The organism is Klebsiella sp. HMSC25G12 (genome assembly GCF_001807705.1).
Lineage (GTDB): Bacteria > Pseudomonadota > Gammaproteobacteria > Enterobacterales > Enterobacteriaceae > Klebsiella > Klebsiella variicola.
On the sequence record NZ_KV789920.1, the window covers coordinates 57,630 to 75,526 of the forward strand.

Genomic DNA, 17,897 nt, shown 5'->3' on the forward strand with positions numbered 1-17,897 from the left:
TCTCCGTAAATCATTCGCCTGAGCGGGGCAGCGGTACTACCGCCTCTCGCTTACGCCAACGCCCCCAAAGACGATGGCCGATGGCGGAATACATCGCGCCCGCAACCACGACAAACGCACCGAGATAACCAATCAGGTTTAACATCGGTCTGGCGAAAACATCGGGCCAGGCCATTGATAATAAATCAGAAAACAGTAGCGTAAACAGTGGCGTCAAGGTGATTAACGCGCTGACCTGCGCCGCCTGCCAGCGCGCCATGGCTTCCGCCAGCGCCCCATAGCCGACCAGGGTATTTAGCCCGCAAAAAATCAGGCATGCCAGTTGCCAGTCGCTTAGCTGGGATATCACCCCGGGCTTAGCGAGCGGCAGTAATGCAATCGTACATAAAGTGTACAGCAAAAATAGTATCTGCTGTGATGCCAGACGGCGCAATAACACCTTTTGCGCGACGCCATAGCTTACCCACACCGTTGCAGCAGCAACGCCGAAAATTACCCCCCATGTGTAATCCGTCAGGCGGGTAAAGATTTCAATCAGGCTGGTGTTGAAAAACATCACCAGCCCGCTGAGCAACATCAACGCGCCCACCACCTGGGTACCGCGCATGCGCTCTTTCAGAATCACGACGCTTGCCACCATCATGCCCACCGGCGATAGCTGGCCGATGACCTGAGAAGCAGTGGGGCTGAGATATTGCAGGGAAGAACTGAACAGAATGAAGTTACCGAACAGGCCACCGGTGGCAATGGCTAACAAAACCAGCCAGCGCGGCTTGCGAAAAATTCGCAGCGGCGGCAGTTTGCCTTTGATCGCGAGGATCGCGCCAAGCCCAATGCTGGCCATCAGGAAGCGATAAAACACCACCGTAGGCGGCTCCATCACCTCAAGAACCTGTTTCATCGCAATCGGCAACGCTCCCCAACACATCGCGGTGGTAAGCGCCAGAATAATGCCAATCCCAGCCTGCTGCTTCATGCCTGTTTCCCTGCAAAATTTTCCAGTAGACGAATGTAAAAAGCCCCGCAACGTGTTGCGGGGCTTTCATCCGTTACCGGGACGCGAAAAACTTATTCAGCAACGATGCTGATGAATTTACGGTTTTTCGGGCCTTTAACTTCGAACTTGACTTTACCGTCAGTCAAAGCGAACAGAGTGTGGTCACGGCCGCAACCAACGTTGGTGCCAGCGTGGAATTTGGTACCACGTTGACGAACGATGATGCTACCTGCCAGAACTGCTTCACCGCCGAAACGTTTTACGCCCAGACGTTTAGCTTCTGAATCGCGACCGTTACGAGTCGAGCCGCCAGCCTTTTTATGTGCCATTTAAATCTACTCCTCAGGTCTTAGGCGCTGATGCCAGTGATTTTCACATCAGTGAACCACTGACGATGGCCCTGCTGCTTACGATAGTGTTTACGACGACGAAACTTAACGATTTTAACTTTCTCGCCACGACCGTGAGCAACAACTTCAGCTTTGATTACGCCGCCCTCAACGAAAGGAACGCCGATCTTGATTTCTTCACCGTTTGCGATCATCAGCACTTCAGCGAATTCAACAGCTTCGCCAGTTGCGATGTCCAGCTTTTCCAGGCGAACGGTCTGACCTTCGCTTACTCGGTGTTGTTTACCACCACTTTGGAAAACCGCGTACATATAAAACTCCGCTTCCGCGCACCTCTTTATGTGATTCAGAGTGCGCTATAAATATTCACAATAGGGCGCGAATATTACGCAAAACGCGAGCCTTTGACAAGAGCGATTAGCGATCAATGCAGAAAAAAAACACAACTTTCACGACAACGTTTATCTACGGCAATTTTTCAGTACAATCATATCTTCTTTTAATTCTGTCTTAATCCTTCTGTGATCCCACCTGGATTCATGGTAACAGGACATTTGGCCCGGCTTTTGCGATGAATTTAGAAAAAATCAATGAGTTAACCGCGCAAGATATGGCGGGTGTCAATGCGACGATTCTTGAGCAACTCAACTCCGATGTTCAGCTTATCAATCAGTTAGGCTATTACATCGTCAGCGGCGGCGGCAAACGCATTCGCCCGATGATTGCTGTGCTTGCCGCGCGCGCGGTGGGCTATCAAGGGAGCGCGCATGTCACTATTGCTGCGCTGATTGAATTTATTCATACCGCCACGCTACTGCATGACGACGTCGTCGATGAGTCTGACATGCGTCGCGGCAAAGCCACGGCCAATGCGGCGTTCGGCAATGCCGCCAGCGTGCTGGTTGGCGATTTCATCTATACCCGCGCCTTCCAGATGATGACCCAGCTAGGCTCACTGAAGATCCTCGAGGTCATGTCGGAGGCGGTGAACGTCATTGCCGAAGGCGAAGTGCTGCAGTTGATGAACGTCAACGATCCGGATATCACGGAAGAGAACTATATGCGCGTCATCTACAGCAAGACGGCGCGCCTGTTTGAGGCGGCCTCGCAGTGTGCGGGAATGCTGGCCGACTGCTCCGCGGAAGAAGAGCGCGCGTTGCAGGATTATGGTCGCTATCTCGGCACCGCTTTCCAGCTGATCGACGATTTACTCGACTACAGCTCCGACGGAGAGCGACTCGGTAAAAACGTCGGTGATGACCTGAACGAAGGCAAACCGACGCTACCGCTGCTGCATGCTATGCATCATGGCACCCCCGATCAGGCGGCGATGATCCGCGGGGCGATCGAGCAGGGCAATGGTCGCCATCTGCTGGATGCTGTTCTGGAAACCATGGCCACCTGCGGTTCGCTGGAGTGGACGCAGAAGCGTGCTGAAGAAGAAGCCGATAAAGCGATTGCAGCCCTGCAGATCCTCCCGGACACACCGTGGCGCGAAGCTTTGATTGGACTGGCACATATTGCGGTCCAGCGCGATCATTAATCCCCCCTCCTTTCCCGCGCGATGCGCGGGAAAGTTCCAGTAAAATGCCACTTCTCTCCCTAAACTTCCGAATATCTTGATAGATTCTGAATATTCTGGCGCCTTAACAGAACTTGTTAGAACCCTACATAGTACGCGGGTATAGTGTCCCCATCGCCCATGTGGACGATCTGGACCTTTAACACCAGGAGAATTTATGGATAAGTTCATCGACTGGCATCCCGCCGATATTGTTGCTGGGTTACGTAAACGGGGAACATCGCTGGCGGCAGAGTCGCGACGGCACGGCCTGAGTTCTTCAACGCTGGCGAACGCCCTGACCCGCCCCTGGCCGAAAGGCGAGTTGATTATCGCCACGGCGCTGGAAACGCAGCCGTGGGTCATCTGGCCGTCACGCTACCACGACCCGGTGACTCATGAGTTTATCGACAGAACGCAGATGATGCGTCAAAAGAAGACAGACAGGTGATGTGATAATCGACAGGGTCCCGAACCAACGCCCCGGGGCCCTGTCAGGACACGGTTACTCGCCCTTCACGCGCTGAATATTGGCACCCAACGCCTGCAGTTTATCCTCGATACGCTCATAGCCACGATCGATGTGGTAGATGCGATCAACGATGGTGGTCCCTTCAGCGATGCAGCCTGCCAGCACGAGGCTCGCCGACGCACGCAAATCGGTCGCCATCACCTGCGCGCCCGAAAGCTGCTTCACGCCGTGACAGATAGCGGTATTGCTCTCGATCTCCGCGTGCGCGCCCATACGGATCAGTTCCGGAATGTGCATGAAGCGGTTTTCAAAGATCGTTTCGGTGATCACGCCGGTCCCTTCCGCCACCAGGTTAAGCAGCGTGAACTGGGCCTGCATATCGGTCGGGAAGCCCGGGTGCGGCGCGGTACGCACGTTGACCGCTTTCGGACGGTTGCCGTGCATATCGAGGCTAATCCAGTCTTCGCCCGTTTCGATGTCAGCCCCGGCGTCACGCAGTTTCGCCAGAACGGCATCCAGAGTATCCGGCTGCGCGTTACGGCAGAGGATCTTGCCGCCGGAAATCGCCGCGGCCACCAGGAAGGTGCCGGTTTCGATACGGTCCGGCAGTACACGGTATACGCCGCCACCCAGACGCTGCACGCCTTCGATGGTAATGCGATCGGTGCCCTGGCCTTTGATTTTCGCGCCCAGCGCGTTAAGGAAGTTGGCGGTATCGACAATTTCCGGCTCGCGCGCGGCGTTTTCGATAATCGTCGTCCCCTCCGCGAGGGTCGCTGCGCTCATGATAGTTACGGTAGCGCCGACGCTCACCTTATCCATCACGATATGCGCGCCTTTCAGGCGACCGTTGACCGAGGCTTTGACATAACCTTCTTCCAGTTTGATCTCGGCGCCCAGCTGTTCCAGACCGCTAATGTGCAGGTCGACCGGACGCGCGCCGATGGCGCAGCCGCCTGGCAGAGAAACTTGTCCCTGACCAAAACGCGCTACCAGCGGGCCCAGCGCCCAGATGGAGGCACGCATGGTTTTCACCAGGTCGTACGGAGCACAGAATACATCAACCGGACCGGCGTCAATCCATACCGAACCATTGCGCTCAACCTTCGCGCCCAGCTGGCTCAGCAGCTTCATGGTGGTATCGATATCTTTCAGCTTAGGTACGTTCTGGATCTCTACCGGCTCTTCGGCAAGCAGCGCGGAAAAGAGGATTGGCAGGGCGGCGTTCTTTGCACCAGAAATGGTGACTTCGCCCTGAAGGCGAGTCGGCCCCTGAACACGGAATTTATCCATTGATTCTGTTCTCTATTAAAAATTCACATACGCTGCAGGGGACCCCCCACAGCTTAGAAGCCATTTAGTTTGCGGTCTCGCGCCCACTCCTGCGGAGTGAAGGCCTTGATCGACAGCGCATGGATACGGTTGTCAGCAATATATTCCATCAGCGGCGCGTAGACGCTCTGCTGCTTTTTAACCCGACTCATGCCATCGAACATCTCACCCACAGCAATAACCTGAAAGTGGCTGCCATCGCCAGAGACGTGGACTTCCTGGAGGGGGAGTGCGTTCATCAGCACGGTCTGAATTTCATGATTTTCCATGGGCTCAAATTTATCTGATAGTGAAAACAGCCCAACATCTTAGAGGAAAGTGGCGCGGTCTTAAACAAGCAAAAAGCCCCGACGAAAAGATTGCCGGGGCTTTCGGAATCGCTTCAACGCTAAGACACTGAAAAGATTATGGGATCATATCGACAGGCAGGTTGTAAAGACCGATCAGCGTTTGCAGATTTTCGCTCTTCGCGATCAGCTGCGCTTCCCGCCCCTGACGGCGGATCAGTGCCACAAAATGCACTAACAGCGCCAGGCCCGCCGTGTCCACGCGCGTAGTCTGGCTGAGATCGATGATCGTCGCCCCCTCCGTCGCCCTGGCGCGTGCTTCCCAGAGCGGGACCAGCAGATCCTGGTCCAGCTCTCCGTGCAGCACCAGCGTCTCGCCCTCGCGAGTCCAGCTCAGCTGCCCGGTCATTATTTTTTCTGTTCCAGCGTGATCGGCTGAGCGGAGATCGCTTTCAGCTGCGCGGTCAGGCCGTCAACGCCCTTGGTGCGCAGCAGATCGCTCCACTCATTCTGTTTGGTAGTGATCATACTGACGCCTTCGGCGATCATATCGTAGGCCTGCCAGTTACCGGTCTGGGTATTTTTACGCCACTGGAAGTCCAGACGCACCGGCGGACGACCGTTCGGGTCGATGATAGTGACGCGGATCGGAACGATGGTTGCGCTGCCCAGCGGCTGCTCCGGCGCAATCTGGTAAGTCTGCCCGTGGTACATCGCCAGCGCCTGGCCGTAGGCCTGCTTCAGATATTCACGGAAGGCGGCAAAGTAGGCCTCACGCTGCGCGGGGGTCGCTTCTTTGTAATAGCGGCCCAGCACCAGCGCGCCAGCATATTTCACCTGCACATACGGCAACAGCTCCTGGTCGACGATGTCGCGCAGATAGTTAGGGTTGGCTTTGATCTTCGGCTGTTCATTCTTCAGGCGATCGAAGGTTTTCTGCGCCGCTTCATTCATCAGCTTATACGGGTTGGACTGGTCTGCCGCCTGGACAGCGGTCAGCGGGGCAATCACCAGCATGGCGACCATGAGTAAGCGTTTAAACATATCGTGTTTCTCCTGAAATTAATGCGTCGTGCCGGCTGCCGGCGTCGCGTCAGTATGACCTTCTGCCTCGGCCTTATCATTGCCAGAATTCTGATTGTCGCCGCCCTTGCTGTTATAAAGGAACTGACCAATCAGATCTTCCAGCACCATGGCGGACTTGGTGTCCTGGATAGTACCGCCGTCTTTAAGGATAGTCGTCCCAAGGTCCGGGTCTTCAAAACCGACGTTCAGCGCCAGATACTGTTCGCCCAGCAGACCCGAGGTGCGGATCGCCAACGAACTGGTATCCGGGATATGGTTGTAGCGCTCATCGATATCGAGCTCCACGCGTGGCAGATAGGTTTTCGGGTCGAGAGTGATGTCCGCTACCCGTCCCACAACCACACCGCCGATGCGTACCGGCGAACGCGCCTTCAGGCCGCCGATGTTATCGAAGGTCGCGTAAAGGCGGTAAGTTGGCTCGGTACGTAGCGAGGTGACGTTCGCCGCCTTCAGGCAGACAAACAGCGCCGCCAGCAGCGCCACCAGTAAGAACACCCCTACCCAGATTTCATTTTTTTTCGTTTGCATGAACTCAATTCCCAAACATCAGCGCAGTCAGCACAAAATCCAGCCCCAGAACCGCCAGCGACGCATGCACCACGGTGCGTGTTGTCGCCCGGCTAATCCCGGCGGAAGTGGGGATAGCGTCATAACCGTTAAATAACGCAATCCAGGTTACCGTAATGGCGAATACCAGACTCTTAATCAGGCAGTTCACCAGGTCCATTCGCCAGTCGACGGCATTTTGCATCGCGGTCCAGAAAAAACCACCGTCAATGCCTTTCCAGCTTACGCCTACCAGCGCACCACCCCAGATCCCTACCGCGACAAAGATAATCGTCAACAGCGGCAGCGAAATGACGCCAGCCCAGAAGCGTGGAGAAATCACGCGACGCAGCGGATCCACCGCCATCATCTCCATACTCGAGAGCTGCTCCGTGGCCCGCATCAGGCCAATCTCGGCGGTCAGCGCCGATCCGGCGCGCCCGGCAAACAGCAGCGCAGCGACCACCGGCCCCAGCTCGCGCAGCAGCGACAGCGCCACCAGCATGCCAAGACTGGTCTCTGCGCTGTAGGTGGTTAAGACCAGATACCCCTGCAGCCCGAGCACCATACCGATAAACAAGCCCGATACAATGATAATCAGCATCGACAGAACGCCAACGTTATAGAGCTGACGAACCAGCAGCGGCGCGTGCTTGCGAAACTCTGGTTTGCCCACAACGGCGTTGAAAAGCATTAATCCGGCGCGTCCAAACGTCGCGGTGGTTTTAATCCCGCGATGCCCTAGCGCGGCCAGCGCATTAAACAGCATGAGTCGCTCAACTCCCTATGCCTAATAAATCATGGTGATAGTCGCCAGCCGGATAACGGAACGGCACCGGGCCGTCGGCAATACCATCAATAAACTGACGAACCCGAGGATCGGTATTCTCCCGCAGCGACTGGGCGCTACCGTGGGCGACAATCTTTTTATCCGCCACGATATACGCGTAGTCCGCAATGCTAAGCACCTCAGGCACATCGTGCGAAACCACGATGCAAGTGACACCCAGCGTGTTGTTGAGTTCAGAAATCAGCTTCACCAGCACGCCCATGGTGATGGGATCCTGCCCGACAAACGGTTCGTCGAACATAATCAGATCCGGCTCAAGGGCAATCGCTCTCGCCAGGGCGGCGCGGCGCGCCATCCCGCCGGAAAGCTCGGAGGGCATTAACTTCGCCGCCCCACGCAACCCCACCGCTTCCAGCTTCATCATCACCGTCGTATGCAGCAGCGCAGGCGGCAGCTGCGTATGCTCGCGCAGCGGATAGGCAACGTTATCAAAGACATTGAGATCGGTGAACAGCGCGCCAGACTGGAACAGCATGCTCATCCGCTTACGCACCGTATAAAGACGCGATCGCGTCATCTGCGGCACGTTCTCGCCATCAAACAGGATCTCTCCCCTGTCCGGCGGGATCTGCCCGCCGATCAGGCGTAACAGGGTAGTCTTGCCGATCCCCGAAGGTCCCATGATCGCAGTAATTTTACCGCGCGGCACCGACAGCGAGATGTCGTCGAAGATCACACGATCGCCGCGTGAAAAGCGGATACCGCGTACTTCAACTAAATTCGCCTGAGTTTGGCTCATAAAATCATCCTTACTAAACACCTGACGGGCAAGCATGGCCCTTTCTTGCGCCACAATCACAACATTTTTACAGAATCTTACCTGCACAGGTTAGCGAAAGCTGGCATTTGTTTTACTTTTGGCACACATAAAGTCAAAATTAAGAATTCGTTACGCTGCGTAGGGATAACCCAGCGAGGCGACGATTATACCTGAAGAAAGGACTTTAGATGCTCTTAGCGACGGCTCTGTTAATTATTGGTTTACTGCTGGTTGTCTACAGCGCCGATCGTCTGGTCTATGCCGCTTCCATCCTGTGTCGTATGTTGGGGATCCCGCCGCTGATCATCGGTATGACGGTGGTGAGTATCGGCACCAGCCTGCCCGAGATCATGGTTTCCACCACGGCCTCGCTGCATGGGCAGATCGATCTGGCGGTCGGCACCGCGCTCGGCTCCAACATTACCAATATTCTTCTGATCCTCGGACTCGCCGCCTTACTCAGGCCATTTACCGTGCATTCTGATATTCTGCGCCGCGAATTACCGCTAATGTTGCTGGTCAGTGTGCTGGCCGGGCTGGTGCTCTACGATGGACAGCTGTCCCGTCTCGACGGGCTGTTTTTACTGGCGTTAGCGCTTCTGTGGCTGCTGTTTACCATCAAAATCGCCCGTCTGGCGGAGCGCCAGGGCAGCGATAGCCTGACTCGCGAACAGCTGGCGGAGCTGCCGCGTGAAGGATCGCTGCCGGTCGCTCTGCTCTGGTTAGGGGTCGCGATGATTGTCATGCCCATGGCTACCCGTATGGTGGTGGATAACACCACGGTATTGGCAAACTTTTTTGCCATTAGCGAGCTGACCGTCGGTCTGACGGTGGTGGCGATAGGTACCAGCCTGCCAGAGCTGGCCACCGCTATCGCCGGGGCGCGGAAAGGGGAAGATGACATTGCTATCGGCAATATCATCGGCGCCAATATCCTCAATATTGCGCTGGTGCTGGGTTTACCGGCGCTGATCGCGCCGGGGAGCTTTGCGAGCGAAGCCTTCACTCGCGATTATGGCGTGATGCTGCTGGTCAGCCTGATCTTCGCGGTGCTGTGCTGGCGCCGCCAGCAGCAGCCGGGACGGCTGGTTGGCGCACTGCTGGTCGGCGGCTTTGTGGTTTGGTTGGCGATGCTGTTCTGGACAGCGCCGCTCTTCGTTGAATGACTCGGGATAACATCATGTCGCAAATAGATTTGCCCACGGATTTTGACTTTCAACAGGCAGGCCGTCAGGTGCTGGAAATTGAACGTGAAGGTCTGGCCCAGCTCGATCAATATATAAATGAAGACTTTACCCATGCTTGCGAAACGATTTTCCGCTGCGGCGGCAAAGTCGTGGTGATGGGGATGGGCAAATCCGGCCACATCGGCCGCAAAATGGCGGCGACGTTCGCCAGTACCGGCACCTCGGCTTTTTTTGTCCACCCCGGCGAAGCGGCGCACGGCGATTTAGGAATGGTCACTCCACAGGATGTGGTGATTGCGCTGTCGAATTCCGGCGAATCGAATGAAATTCTGGCGCTGATCCCGGTCCTGAAGCGCCAGCAGGTGAAGCTTATCTGCATCACCAGCCGGCCTGAGAGCAGCATGGCGCGCGCAGCGGATATCCATCTGTGCGTGAAAGTGCCCAAAGAGGCCTGCCCGTTAGGGCTGGCGCCCACCTCCAGCACCACCGCGGCGCTGGTGATGGGTGATGCCCTCGCCGTCGCTCTGCTGGAAGCCCGTGGCTTTACCGCCGAAGATTTCGCCCTGTCTCATCCTGGCGGCGCACTCGGTCGTAAGCTGTTGCTGCGCGTCAATGATATTATGCATACCGGTGATGAAATCCCGCACGTCGGCCTGCAGGCCACCCTGCGCGATGCGCTGCTGGAAATCACGCGTAAAAATTTAGGCATGACCGCCGTCTGCGATGACGATATGAACATCATCGGGATCTTCACCGATGGTGACCTGCGCCGGGTCTTTGATACCGGCGTCGATATGCGTAATGCCAGCATTGCCGATGTCATGACCCGGGGAGGGATCCGCATCCGTCCCGGCACCCTGGCGGTAGATGCGCTAAACCTGATGCAATCCCGTCATATCACCTGCGTGCTGGTTGCCGATGGCGACCACCTGCTAGGTGTGGTACATATGCACGATCTCCTGCGCGCGGGCGTAGTGTAAGTAAGGAAAAAATAATGAATAATGCTGATGCTCAGTTAGCGACATGCTATGGGCCGGTAAGCCAGGCGTTTCTCGATCGCGCGGCTAAGATCCGTCTACTGATCCTCGATGTTGACGGTGTATTATCCGACGGACTTATCTATATGGGTAATCACGGCGAGGAGCTGAAAGCGTTCAACGTCCGCGATGGCTATGGTATCCGCTGCGCGCTGACCTCCGGCATCGAAGTGGCGATTATTACCGGGCGAAAAGCTAAACTGGTAGAAGACCGCTGCCAGACGCTGGGCATTACGCATCTCTATCAAGGTCAGTCGGATAAGCTGTTGGCGTTTCGCGAATTAGTCAGCAAACTGGCGGTTCGTCCGGATGAAGTGGCGTATATCGGCGACGATCTGATCGACTGGCCGGTGATGGCGGAAGTGGGTTTAAGCGTCGCCGTCGCCGATGCGCATCCGCTGCTGCTGCCGCGGGCGAATTATGTCACGCGCATTAACGGCGGACGCGGCGCGGTACGCGAAGTCTGCGATTTGTTACTATTGGCGCAGGGCAAGTTGGATGAGGCCAAAGGGCAATCAATATGAGTAAAACCAGACGTTGGGTTATCATTTTACTGTCGCTGCTCGCGCTGATCCTCATCGGCCTGAATCTGGCGAATACGGACGACACGGCCCAGCCGGAGGTCAATCCCAACGACCCGACGTATAAAAGCGAACATACCGACACCGTCGTGTACAGCCCGGAAGGCGCCCTGAGCTATCGGCTGATTGCCGAGCATGTGGAATACTTTTCCGATCAGGAGGTTTCCTGGTTTACCAAGCCGGTGATGACCACCTTTGATACCAATAAGGTGCCAACCTGGTCAATCAGGGCAGATAAAGCGAAGCTGACGAATGACCGTATGCTCTATCTTTACGGGCACGTTGAGGTGAATGCGCTCGCGCCTGACTCTCAACTGCGCAAAATTACGACGGATAACGCCCAGATAAATCTGGTCACACAGGACGTTACCTCCGATGACATGGTGACGTTATACGGCACCACATTTAATTCCAGCGGCCTGAAAATGCGTGGAAACCTTCGCAGCAAAAATGCCGAGCTGATTGAAAAGGTGAGAACCTCTTATGAAATTCAGAACAAACAAACTCAGCCTTAAGATTGCGCTCGCCGGCGCTTTACTGGCCGCCAGCCTGCCGGCCCTGGCCAAGACGGGAGATACCGATCAGCCGATCCATATCGAGTCCGATCAGCAGTCACTGGATATGCAGGGCAACGTCGTCACTTTCACCGGTAACGTGGTCGTCACCCAGGGGACGATCAAAATTAACGCTGATAAAGTGGTGGTCACCCGTCCGGGCAATGAGAAAGGTAAAGAGGTGATCGAAGGCTTCGGTAACCCGGCCACCTTCTACCAGATGCAGGATAACGGCAAGCCGGTAAAAGGCCGGGCGTCGAAAATGCGCTACGAGCTGCAGAATGATTACGTCGTGCTGACCGGCAACGCTTACCTTGAGCAGCTCGACAGCAATATCAAGGGCGATAAGATCACCTATCTGGTGAAAGAGCAAAAAATGCAGGCCTTCAGCGACAAAGGTCGACGCGTCACCACCGTTCTGGTGCCGTCTGAGCTGCAGGATAAAAGCGGCAATCAGCAAAAGAAGAGTAACTAATTCGTTATGGCAACCTTAACTGCGAAGAACCTCGCCAAAGCTTATAAAGGCCGCCGCGTGGTGGAAGATGTCAGTCTCACCGTTAACTCCGGAGAGATTGTCGGCTTGCTCGGCCCGAACGGCGCCGGTAAAACCACCACCTTCTACATGGTGGTCGGCATTGTGCCGCGCGACGCGGGCAATATTATTATCGATGACGAAGACATCAGTCTGCTACCGCTGCACGCGCGCGCGCGCCGGGGCATCGGCTATCTGCCGCAGGAAGCCTCTATTTTTCGTCGTCTGAGCGTCTATGACAACCTGATGGCGGTCCTGCAGATCCGTGACGATTTAACCAGCGAACAGCGGGAAGATCGCGCCAAAGAGCTGATGGAAGAGTTTCATATTGAGCACCTGCGCGACAGCCTCGGTCAGGCGCTCTCCGGTGGTGAACGCCGCCGTGTCGAAATCGCTCGCGCGCTGGCGGCGAACCCGAAATTTATCCTTCTGGATGAACCCTTTGCCGGTGTTGACCCCATCTCCGTTATCGATATCAAACGCATCATTGAGCACCTGCGCGACAGCGGCCTCGGCGTACTGATCACCGACCATAACGTCAGAGAGACCCTCGCCGTCTGCGAACGGGCGTATATTGTCAGTCAGGGACACCTTATTGCTCATGGTACGCCGCAGCAGATCCTCGAAGATGAGCAGGTTAAGCGCGTGTATCTTGGGGAAGACTTCAGACTCTGATAGGGTAGAGGTTACAGACGTTTTAGCCGGAGATATTTACCCTGAACATGAAGCAAGGTTTGCAATTAAGGCTTAGCCAACAGCTTGCCATGACGCCGCAACTGCAGCAGGCTATTCGTTTGCTGCAGTTGTCCACGTTAGAACTCCAGCAAGAGCTCCAGCAAGCGCTGGAAAGTAACCCATTGCTTGAGCAAACCGATCTTCACGACGAGGTAGAGGCGAAAGAAGTGGAGGATCGCGAGTCCCTCGATACCGTCGATGCGCTTGAGCAAAAAGAGATGCCGGACGAGCTCCCTCTCGATGCCAGCTGGGATGAAATCTATACCGCCGGTACGCCGTCAGGCAACGGCGTGGATTATCAGGACGACGAGCTGCCCGTCTATCAAGGCGAAACCACTCAGACGCTGCAGGATTATCTGATGTGGCAGGTCGAGCTGACGCCCTTCACCGACACCGACCGCGCCATTGCCACCTCCATCGTCGACGCCGTCGACGATACGGGCTATCTCACCATTCAGATTGAAGACATCGTCGACAGCATTGGCGATGACGAAATCGGCCTGGAAGAGGTGGAGGCCGTTCTGAAGCGCATCCAGCGTTTTGATCCGGTTGGCGTCGCGGCGAAAGATCTGCGCGACTGCCTGCTGATCCAGCTGTCGCAATTCGCTAAAGAGACGCCGTGGCTGGAAGAGGCCCGGTTGATTATCAGCGACCATCTCGATCTGCTGGCTAACCACGATTTCCGCACCCTGATGCGAGTAACGCGCCTGAAAGAAGAGGTGCTGAAAGAGGCGGTGAATCTGATCCAGTCGCTGGATCCCCGCCCTGGCCAGTCCATTCATACCAGTGAACCGGAATATGTCATTCCCGACGTACTGGTCCGCAAGGTCAGTGGCCGCTGGACCGTGGAGCTCAACGCCGACAGCATTCCCCGGCTGAAGATTAATCAGCAATATGCGGCAATGGGCAACAGCGCCCGCAATGACGCCGACGGCCAGTTCATTCGCAGCAATCTGCAGGAAGCCCGCTGGCTAATCAAAAGTCTCGAAAGCCGCAACGATACGCTGCTGCGCGTCAGCCGCTGCATCGTTGAACAGCAGCAGGCTTTTTTCGAACAGGGTGAAGAGTATATGAAGCCGATGGTGCTGGCCGATATCGCCCAGGCTGTCGAGATGCATGAATCCACCATTTCCCGTGTCACCACGCAAAAATATCTGCACAGTCCGCGCGGTATTTTTGAACTGAAGTATTTCTTCTCCAGCCATGTGAATACCGAAGGCGGCGGCGAAGCCTCGTCGACGGCCATTCGCGCGTTGGTGAAGAAGTTAATCGCCGCGGAAAACCCCGCGAAGCCGTTGAGCGACAGTAAGCTCACCTCCATGCTGTCCGAGCAGGGTATCATGGTCGCGCGCCGCACTGTCGCGAAGTACAGAGAGTCTTTATCCATTCCGCCGTCAAACCAGCGTAAACAACTGGTCTGACACAACCGATAAGGAAGACACTATGCAGCTCAACATTACAGGACACAACGTCGAGATCACCCCCGCGATGCGCGACTTCGTCACGGCGAAGTTCAGCAAACTGGAGCAATTTTTCGACCGGATCAATCAGGTCTATATTGTGTTAAAAGTAGAGAAAGTGACGCAAATTGCGGACGCGAATCTGCATGTCAACGGTGGCGAAATCCATGCCAGTGCGGAAGGGCAGGATATGTATGCAGCTGTCGATGGTCTTATCGACAAGCTGGCAAGGCAGTTAACGAAGCACAAAGATAAACTAAAACAACACTAATTGTCCGGGCCCCCCTGCGTCCGTCGTGGTTTAACATCGGCGGCGGGCGCGGGGGCGCTCAGGTGAAATTATGATGAACAACGATTCGGCTCTACAACTGAGCAACGTCCTGAACCAGGAATGTACCCGTAGCCAGGTTCACTGCCAGAGCAAGAAGCGTGCTCTGGAAATCATTAGCGAACTGGCCGCCAAACAGTTAAGTTTGCCGCCGCAGGTGGTGTTCGAAGCGATCCTCACCCGCGAAAAAATGGGCAGTACCGGGATTGGCAATGGTATTGCCATTCCTCACGGTAAACTGGAAGAGGATACGCTGCGTGCTGTCGGCGTTTTTGTCCAGCTGGAAACCCCCATCGCCTTCGACGCGATCGACAATCAGCCTGTCGACCTGCTGTTCGCGCTGCTGGTGCCAGCCGACCAGACAAAGACTCACCTGCATACGCTCTCCCTGGTGGCCAAACGGCTGGCGGACAAAGCGATTTGCCGTCGCCTGCGCGCGGCGCAGAGCGATGAAGAGTTGTATGAGATCATCACCGAAGCAGGAAGCAGCGATGACGCATAACGGCAGTCGCACCTTATCCTTTATCGTACTGAGGAGAAACGGTACATGGTACTGATGATCGTCAGCGGCCGCTCGGGCTCGGGGAAATCCGTCGCTCTGCGAGCGCTGGAAGATATGGGCTTTTACTGCGTGGATAACCTGCCGGTCGTGCTGCTGCCCGATCTGGCGCGGTCGCTGGCTGACCGTAATATCTCCGCGGCCGTCAGCATCGACGTGCGTAACATGCCGGAATCACCGGAAATCTTTGAACAGGCGATGCAGAACCTGCCGGAATGCTTTTCTCCGCAATTGCTGTTCCTTGATGCCGATCGTAATACCCTGATCCGCCGTTACAGCGATACTCGTCGCTTACACCCGCTCTCCAGCAAGAACCTGTCGCTCGAAAGCGCCATCGACGAAGAGAGCGACTTGCTGGAGCCACTGCGCTCCCGTGCGGATCTGATCGTCGATACGTCCGAAATGTCGGTGCATGAGCTGGCGGAAATGCTGCGTACTCGCTTGTTAGGCAAACGCGAGCGCGAACTGACGATGGTCTTCGAATCCTTCGGCTTCAAGCACGGTATTCCGATCGATGCTGATTACGTCTTTGACGTGCGCTTTCTGCCAAACCCGCACTGGGATCCGAAACTGCGTCCAATGACCGGTCTGGATAAACCGGTGGCCGCCTTCCTTGACCGGCACACTGAAGTGCACAACTTTATTTACCAGACCCGGAGCTATCTTGAGCTATGGTTACCGATGCTGGAGACCAACAATCGCAGCTATCTGACGGTGGCCATTGGCTGCACCGGCGGTAAACATCGTTCGGTTTATATTGCTGAACAACTGGCTGACTACTTCCGCTCCCGCGGCAAGAACGTACAGTCTCGTCATCGGACGCTGGAAAAACGTAAATCATGACCGTAAAGCAGACCGTTGAAATCACCAATAAGCTGGGCATGCACGCCCGCCCGGCGATGAAACTGTTTGAGCTGATGCAGAATTTCGATGCCGAAGTACTGCTGCGCAACGATGAAGGCACGGAGGCGGAAGCAAACAGCGTGATTGCCCTGCTGATGCTGGACTCCGCGAAAGGGCGGCAGATAGAGGTGGAAGCCAGCGGTCCGCAGGAAGTTGAGGCGCTCGCCGCAGTGATTGCTCTTTTTAATGCCGGATTTGATGAAGACTAAGCGTCACGCTTCCCGGCGACGGCCGACTGGCGACAGTACCAGCCCCGGCGCCGGATTCACGCGCTAATACAGCTTATGCTCGCGCATAAACCCTTCCCCGCCCAGCTGTCGCATCTGGCGTAAGATCCAAGCCTGGCGGCTGCGCACATAGCCCGAAGGCGCGTCAGCGCGATAGCGGATCGGATTTGGCAGCACCGCGGCCAGCAGAGCCGCTTCCCCCGGCGTCAGCTGGCTGGCAGGCTTATGAAAATAGCGCTGCGCGGCCGCTTCCACACCAAATATCCCATCGCCAAACTCGGCAATATTCAGGTAGACGGTCAGGATCCGCTTTTTACTCCAGACGGTTTCTATACCGACCGTCAGCCCGGCTTCCAGCCCCTTACGCAACCAGCTGCGGCCATCCCATAAAAACAGGTTTTTCGCCGTCTGCTGCGACAGCGTTGACGCGCCGCGGATGCGGGTATCATGACGCTCATTGTGCGCCAGCGCTTTTTCTATCGCCGATACGTCGAACCCCCAATGTTCCGGGAACTTTTGATCTTCGGCGGCAATCACCGCCAGCCCCATCCACGGAGAGATCTCATCCATGCCGACCCAATCAGAGTGCGCCAGATAGTGGACATCTCCGGAGAGCCAGGCGCTCACCTGCCGCTCAAGCATCACCGCCGAAAACGGCACCGGCAGCACGCTAAACAGCGCGATCCCCCCGCCCCAGAAGACGGCGGCGATCAGCAGCAGACGCAGCGCCAGTCGTTTTAGCAGCGCAAAGGGCGCAACGCGGAGCCTCATGCGCTCAGCGCCAGCACGCGGGCGACCAACTTTTCGATCCCGGTGGCGGCTTGAGCAATATTCTCTGCCAGCATATACGCCGGGGTGGTGACCACTTTGTTCTCTTCATCCACCACGATGTCGTCGACCGGGCAAGGCACGTGCTCCGCCCCCATCTCTTCGACCACATCGGCAGTATCGAGATCGGTCCCGATGGTTATGCGCAGCGGAAACGCAAAAATCTTCGGCAGCAGCGCCGGGGCAATGCACATGAAACCCAGCGGTTTGCCGGCCTGATGCATCGCCAGTGCCAGAGCCTGCAGATCGCGGTCCACCTGACATTCGCTGCCCTCGGCGGCGAAGCTGCTTAAATTTTTCGCCGCGCCGAAGCCGCCGGGGACGATCAGCGCGTCCAGCGTCTCCGCACGCGCCTGCGTCAGCGGTAAGATGTCGCCGCGGGCAATTCGCGCCGCTTCCACCAGCACATTGCGTTGCTCCGTCAGCGGTTCCCCCGTCAGATGGTTGATGACGTCGCGCTGCGGTTTATCGGGTGCAAAGCACACCGCCTGCGCGCCGTTGCGCGCGATCGCCAGCAGGGTAATCACCGCTTCATGAATTTCACTGCCGTCGTACACGCCGCAGCCGCTCAGTACCACACCAATTTTTTTCATCGCTTTCGCTCCTCCATGCAACTCGCTGAAACCAGTCAAAAATGTCGATTTACTCGCTATGCTTCACATATTTTACTGATTCATGTAACAAATTAGTTAAGCTTTGCTATCTTAATGAGCGAGCAATCCACT

General features: G+C 56.1%; 25 protein-coding genes. 13 read left to right on the plus strand and 12 right to left on the minus strand.

What is annotated here, in order from left to right:
* Nucleotides 1-10: 10 nt before the first annotated feature.
* The 3 genes from HMPREF3096_RS24370 to rplU all read right to left on the minus strand — a co-directional run bounded on the left by HMPREF3096_RS24370 (nt 11) and on the right by rplU (nt 1,658).
* Complete coding sequence (locus tag HMPREF3096_RS24370) at nt 11-976, minus strand: DMT family transporter (protein ID WP_008806642.1); 966 nt, start codon at nt 974-976, stop codon at nt 11-13.
* 92 nt (nt 977-1,068) lie between these two features.
* Nucleotides 1,069-1,326, minus strand: coding sequence for a 50S ribosomal protein L27 (gene rpmA / locus HMPREF3096_RS24375; RefSeq protein ID WP_002434222.1), 258 nt, complete (start codon nt 1,324-1,326; stop codon nt 1,069-1,071).
* Nucleotides 1,327-1,346: 20 nt separating this feature from the next.
* Nucleotides 1,347-1,658 carry a 50S ribosomal protein L21 gene (gene rplU / locus HMPREF3096_RS24380; protein ID WP_002918379.1) on the minus strand — a complete coding sequence of 104 codons (312 nt, stop codon included), beginning with the start codon at nt 1,656-1,658 and terminating at the stop codon, nt 1,347-1,349.
* A 260-nt stretch (nt 1,659-1,918) separates the two neighbouring features.
* Between rplU and ispB the strand changes: the two genes are divergently transcribed.
* Nucleotides 1,919-2,890, plus strand: coding sequence for an octaprenyl diphosphate synthase (gene ispB, locus HMPREF3096_RS24385; RefSeq protein ID WP_008806643.1), 972 nt, complete (start codon nt 1,919-1,921; stop codon nt 2,888-2,890).
* Between the two features lie 196 nt (nt 2,891-3,086).
* Nucleotides 3,087-3,359: a DNA-binding transcriptional regulator SfsB gene (gene sfsB, locus HMPREF3096_RS24390; protein ID WP_008806644.1), complete on the plus strand. Its 273-nt coding sequence runs from the start codon at nt 3,087-3,089 to the stop codon at nt 3,357-3,359.
* A gap of 54 nt (nt 3,360-3,413) precedes the next feature.
* Here sfsB and murA read toward each other — a convergent pair whose 3' ends face one another.
* The 7 genes from murA to mlaF all read right to left on the minus strand — a co-directional run bounded on the left by murA (nt 3,414) and on the right by mlaF (nt 8,220).
* A complete protein-coding gene (murA, locus tag HMPREF3096_RS24395; RefSeq protein WP_008806645.1) occupies nt 3,414-4,673 on the minus strand; it encodes a UDP-N-acetylglucosamine 1-carboxyvinyltransferase in 1,260 nt (419 codons plus the stop codon).
* 53 nt (nt 4,674-4,726) lie between these two features.
* Nucleotides 4,727-4,981, minus strand: coding sequence for a BolA family iron metabolism protein IbaG (gene ibaG, locus HMPREF3096_RS24400; protein WP_004144910.1), 255 nt, complete (start codon nt 4,979-4,981; stop codon nt 4,727-4,729).
* A gap of 136 nt (nt 4,982-5,117) precedes the next feature.
* Complete coding sequence (mlaB, locus tag HMPREF3096_RS24405; RefSeq protein WP_032731315.1) at nt 5,118-5,408, minus strand: lipid asymmetry maintenance protein MlaB; 291 nt, start codon at nt 5,406-5,408, stop codon at nt 5,118-5,120.
* On the minus strand, nt 5,408-6,043 hold the full coding sequence (gene mlaC, locus HMPREF3096_RS24410) for a phospholipid-binding protein MlaC (protein ID WP_002918386.1): 636 nt from the start codon (nt 6,041-6,043) through the stop codon (nt 5,408-5,410). Before mlaC ends, mlaB begins: the two co-directional genes overlap by 1 nt.
* Nucleotides 6,044-6,061: 18 nt before the next feature.
* Nucleotides 6,062-6,613 carry an outer membrane lipid asymmetry maintenance protein MlaD gene (gene mlaD / locus HMPREF3096_RS24415; protein ID WP_004206195.1) on the minus strand — a complete coding sequence of 184 codons (552 nt, stop codon included), beginning with the start codon at nt 6,611-6,613 and terminating at the stop codon, nt 6,062-6,064.
* 4 nt (nt 6,614-6,617) lie between these two features.
* Nucleotides 6,618-7,400, minus strand: coding sequence for a lipid asymmetry maintenance ABC transporter permease subunit MlaE (mlaE, locus tag HMPREF3096_RS24420; RefSeq protein WP_004150949.1), 783 nt, complete (start codon nt 7,398-7,400; stop codon nt 6,618-6,620).
* Between the two features lie 7 nt (nt 7,401-7,407).
* A complete protein-coding gene (gene mlaF / locus HMPREF3096_RS24425; protein WP_012540470.1) occupies nt 7,408-8,220 on the minus strand; it encodes a phospholipid ABC transporter ATP-binding protein MlaF in 813 nt (270 codons plus the stop codon).
* A gap of 209 nt (nt 8,221-8,429) precedes the next feature.
* On the opposite strand from mlaF, the gene HMPREF3096_RS24430 reads away from it, so the two are divergent.
* The 11 genes from HMPREF3096_RS24430 (at nt 8,430) to npr (ending at nt 16,326) form a co-directional block, all read left to right on the plus strand.
* Complete coding sequence (locus tag HMPREF3096_RS24430) at nt 8,430-9,407, plus strand: calcium/sodium antiporter (protein ID WP_008806648.1); 978 nt, start codon at nt 8,430-8,432, stop codon at nt 9,405-9,407.
* On the plus strand, nt 9,404-10,408 hold the full coding sequence (gene kdsD, locus HMPREF3096_RS24435; RefSeq protein ID WP_075206807.1) for an arabinose-5-phosphate isomerase KdsD: 1,005 nt from the start codon (nt 9,404-9,406) through the stop codon (nt 10,406-10,408). The genes HMPREF3096_RS24430 and kdsD overlap by 4 nt, the downstream gene beginning before the upstream one ends.
* A gap of 14 nt (nt 10,409-10,422) precedes the next feature.
* Entirely contained in the window at nt 10,423-10,989 is a 567-nt protein-coding gene (kdsC, locus tag HMPREF3096_RS24440) for a 3-deoxy-manno-octulosonate-8-phosphatase KdsC (RefSeq protein WP_008806650.1), read from the plus strand.
* Nucleotides 10,986-11,561 carry an LPS export ABC transporter periplasmic protein LptC gene (gene lptC / locus HMPREF3096_RS24445; RefSeq protein WP_008806651.1) on the plus strand — a complete coding sequence of 192 codons (576 nt, stop codon included), beginning with the start codon at nt 10,986-10,988 and terminating at the stop codon, nt 11,559-11,561. Before kdsC ends, lptC begins: the two co-directional genes overlap by 4 nt.
* Nucleotides 11,530-12,075 (plus strand): lipopolysaccharide ABC transporter substrate-binding protein LptA, encoded by a 546-nt coding sequence (lptA, locus tag HMPREF3096_RS24450; RefSeq protein WP_002918415.1) that lies wholly within the window; start codon nt 11,530-11,532, stop codon nt 12,073-12,075. Before lptC ends, lptA begins: the two co-directional genes overlap by 32 nt.
* 6 nt (nt 12,076-12,081) lie before the next feature.
* On the plus strand, nt 12,082-12,807 hold the full coding sequence (lptB, locus tag HMPREF3096_RS24455) for an LPS export ABC transporter ATP-binding protein (protein ID WP_002918417.1): 726 nt from the start codon (nt 12,082-12,084) through the stop codon (nt 12,805-12,807).
* A gap of 47 nt (nt 12,808-12,854) precedes the next feature.
* Complete coding sequence (gene rpoN, locus HMPREF3096_RS24460; protein WP_012540467.1) at nt 12,855-14,288, plus strand: RNA polymerase factor sigma-54; 1,434 nt, start codon at nt 12,855-12,857, stop codon at nt 14,286-14,288.
* Nucleotides 14,289-14,310: 22 nt separating this feature from the next.
* A complete protein-coding gene (hpf, locus tag HMPREF3096_RS24465) occupies nt 14,311-14,598 on the plus strand; it encodes a ribosome hibernation promoting factor (RefSeq protein WP_004206206.1) in 288 nt (95 codons plus the stop codon).
* 70 nt (nt 14,599-14,668) lie between these two features.
* Nucleotides 14,669-15,157: a PTS IIA-like nitrogen regulatory protein PtsN gene (gene ptsN / locus HMPREF3096_RS24470; RefSeq protein WP_004144926.1), complete on the plus strand. Its 489-nt coding sequence runs from the start codon at nt 14,669-14,671 to the stop codon at nt 15,155-15,157.
* A gap of 45 nt (nt 15,158-15,202) precedes the next feature.
* The gene (rapZ, locus tag HMPREF3096_RS24475) at nt 15,203-16,057 is read left to right on the plus strand and encodes an RNase adapter RapZ (RefSeq protein ID WP_002918428.1); all 855 of its coding nucleotides are present in this window, start codon (nt 15,203-15,205) and stop codon (nt 16,055-16,057) included.
* The gene (gene npr, locus HMPREF3096_RS24480) at nt 16,054-16,326 is read left to right on the plus strand and encodes a PTS phosphocarrier protein NPr (RefSeq protein ID WP_002918431.1); all 273 of its coding nucleotides are present in this window, start codon (nt 16,054-16,056) and stop codon (nt 16,324-16,326) included. The genes rapZ and npr overlap by 4 nt, the downstream gene beginning before the upstream one ends.
* A gap of 63 nt (nt 16,327-16,389) precedes the next feature.
* Here npr and mtgA read toward each other — a convergent pair whose 3' ends face one another.
* Together mtgA and elbB are read right to left on the minus strand one after the other, a co-directional pair.
* On the minus strand, nt 16,390-17,115 hold the full coding sequence (gene mtgA, locus HMPREF3096_RS24485) for a monofunctional biosynthetic peptidoglycan transglycosylase (protein WP_008806653.1): 726 nt from the start codon (nt 17,113-17,115) through the stop codon (nt 16,390-16,392).
* Entirely contained in the window at nt 17,112-17,765 is a 654-nt protein-coding gene (gene elbB, locus HMPREF3096_RS24490) for an isoprenoid biosynthesis glyoxalase ElbB (protein ID WP_008806654.1), read from the minus strand. Before elbB ends, mtgA begins: the two co-directional genes overlap by 4 nt.
* Nucleotides 17,766-17,897 lie beyond the last annotated feature (132 nt).

Excerpts from the sequence above, each read along its gene's own strand:
- rplU (WP_002918379.1), bottom strand. The coding sequence starts at position 1,658 with ATGTACGCGGTTTTCCAAAGTGGTGGTAAACAACACCGAGTAAGCGAA.
- lptC (WP_008806651.1), top strand. The coding sequence starts at position 10,986 with ATGAGTAAAACCAGACGTTGGGTTATCATTTTACTGTCGCTGCTCGCG.
- lptA (WP_002918415.1), top strand. The coding sequence starts at position 11,530 with ATGAAATTCAGAACAAACAAACTCAGCCTTAAGATTGCGCTCGCCGGC.
- rpoN (WP_012540467.1), top strand. The coding sequence starts at position 12,855 with ATGAAGCAAGGTTTGCAATTAAGGCTTAGCCAACAGCTTGCCATGACG.
- ispB (WP_008806643.1), top strand. The coding sequence starts at position 1,919 with ATGAATTTAGAAAAAATCAATGAGTTAACCGCGCAAGATATGGCGGGT.
- murA (WP_008806645.1), bottom strand. The coding sequence starts at position 4,673 with ATGGATAAATTCCGTGTTCAGGGGCCGACTCGCCTTCAGGGCGAAGTC.
- rpmA (WP_002434222.1), bottom strand. The coding sequence starts at position 1,326 with ATGGCACATAAAAAGGCTGGCGGCTCGACTCGTAACGGTCGCGATTCA.
- mtgA (WP_008806653.1), bottom strand. The coding sequence starts at position 17,115 with ATGAGGCTCCGCGTTGCGCCCTTTGCGCTGCTAAAACGACTGGCGCTG.
- ibaG (WP_004144910.1), bottom strand. The coding sequence starts at position 4,981 with ATGGAAAATCATGAAATTCAGACCGTGCTGATGAACGCACTCCCCCTC.
- HMPREF3096_RS24370 (WP_008806642.1), bottom strand. The coding sequence starts at position 976 with ATGAAGCAGCAGGCTGGGATTGGCATTATTCTGGCGCTTACCACCGCG.
- mlaC (WP_002918386.1), bottom strand. The coding sequence starts at position 6,043 with ATGTTTAAACGCTTACTCATGGTCGCCATGCTGGTGATTGCCCCGCTG.
- kdsD (WP_075206807.1), top strand. The coding sequence starts at position 9,404 with ATGACTCGGGATAACATCATGTCGCAAATAGATTTGCCCACGGATTTT.
- npr (WP_002918431.1), top strand. The coding sequence starts at position 16,054 with ATGACCGTAAAGCAGACCGTTGAAATCACCAATAAGCTGGGCATGCAC.
- ptsN (WP_004144926.1), top strand. The coding sequence starts at position 14,669 with ATGATGAACAACGATTCGGCTCTACAACTGAGCAACGTCCTGAACCAG.
- mlaB (WP_032731315.1), bottom strand. The coding sequence starts at position 5,408 with ATGACCGGGCAGCTGAGCTGGACTCGCGAGGGCGAGACGCTGGTGCTG.
- elbB (WP_008806654.1), bottom strand. The coding sequence starts at position 17,765 with ATGAAAAAAATTGGTGTGGTACTGAGCGGCTGCGGCGTGTACGACGGC.
- kdsC (WP_008806650.1), top strand. The coding sequence starts at position 10,423 with ATGAATAATGCTGATGCTCAGTTAGCGACATGCTATGGGCCGGTAAGC.
- HMPREF3096_RS24430 (WP_008806648.1), top strand. The coding sequence starts at position 8,430 with ATGCTCTTAGCGACGGCTCTGTTAATTATTGGTTTACTGCTGGTTGTC.
- lptB (WP_002918417.1), top strand. The coding sequence starts at position 12,082 with ATGGCAACCTTAACTGCGAAGAACCTCGCCAAAGCTTATAAAGGCCGC.
- mlaF (WP_012540470.1), bottom strand. The coding sequence starts at position 8,220 with ATGAGCCAAACTCAGGCGAATTTAGTTGAAGTACGCGGTATCCGCTTT.
- sfsB (WP_008806644.1), top strand. The coding sequence starts at position 3,087 with ATGGATAAGTTCATCGACTGGCATCCCGCCGATATTGTTGCTGGGTTA.
- hpf (WP_004206206.1), top strand. The coding sequence starts at position 14,311 with ATGCAGCTCAACATTACAGGACACAACGTCGAGATCACCCCCGCGATG.
- mlaD (WP_004206195.1), bottom strand. The coding sequence starts at position 6,613 with ATGCAAACGAAAAAAAATGAAATCTGGGTAGGGGTGTTCTTACTGGTG.
- mlaE (WP_004150949.1), bottom strand. The coding sequence starts at position 7,400 with ATGCTGTTTAATGCGCTGGCCGCGCTAGGGCATCGCGGGATTAAAACC.
- rapZ (WP_002918428.1), top strand. The coding sequence starts at position 15,203 with ATGGTACTGATGATCGTCAGCGGCCGCTCGGGCTCGGGGAAATCCGTC.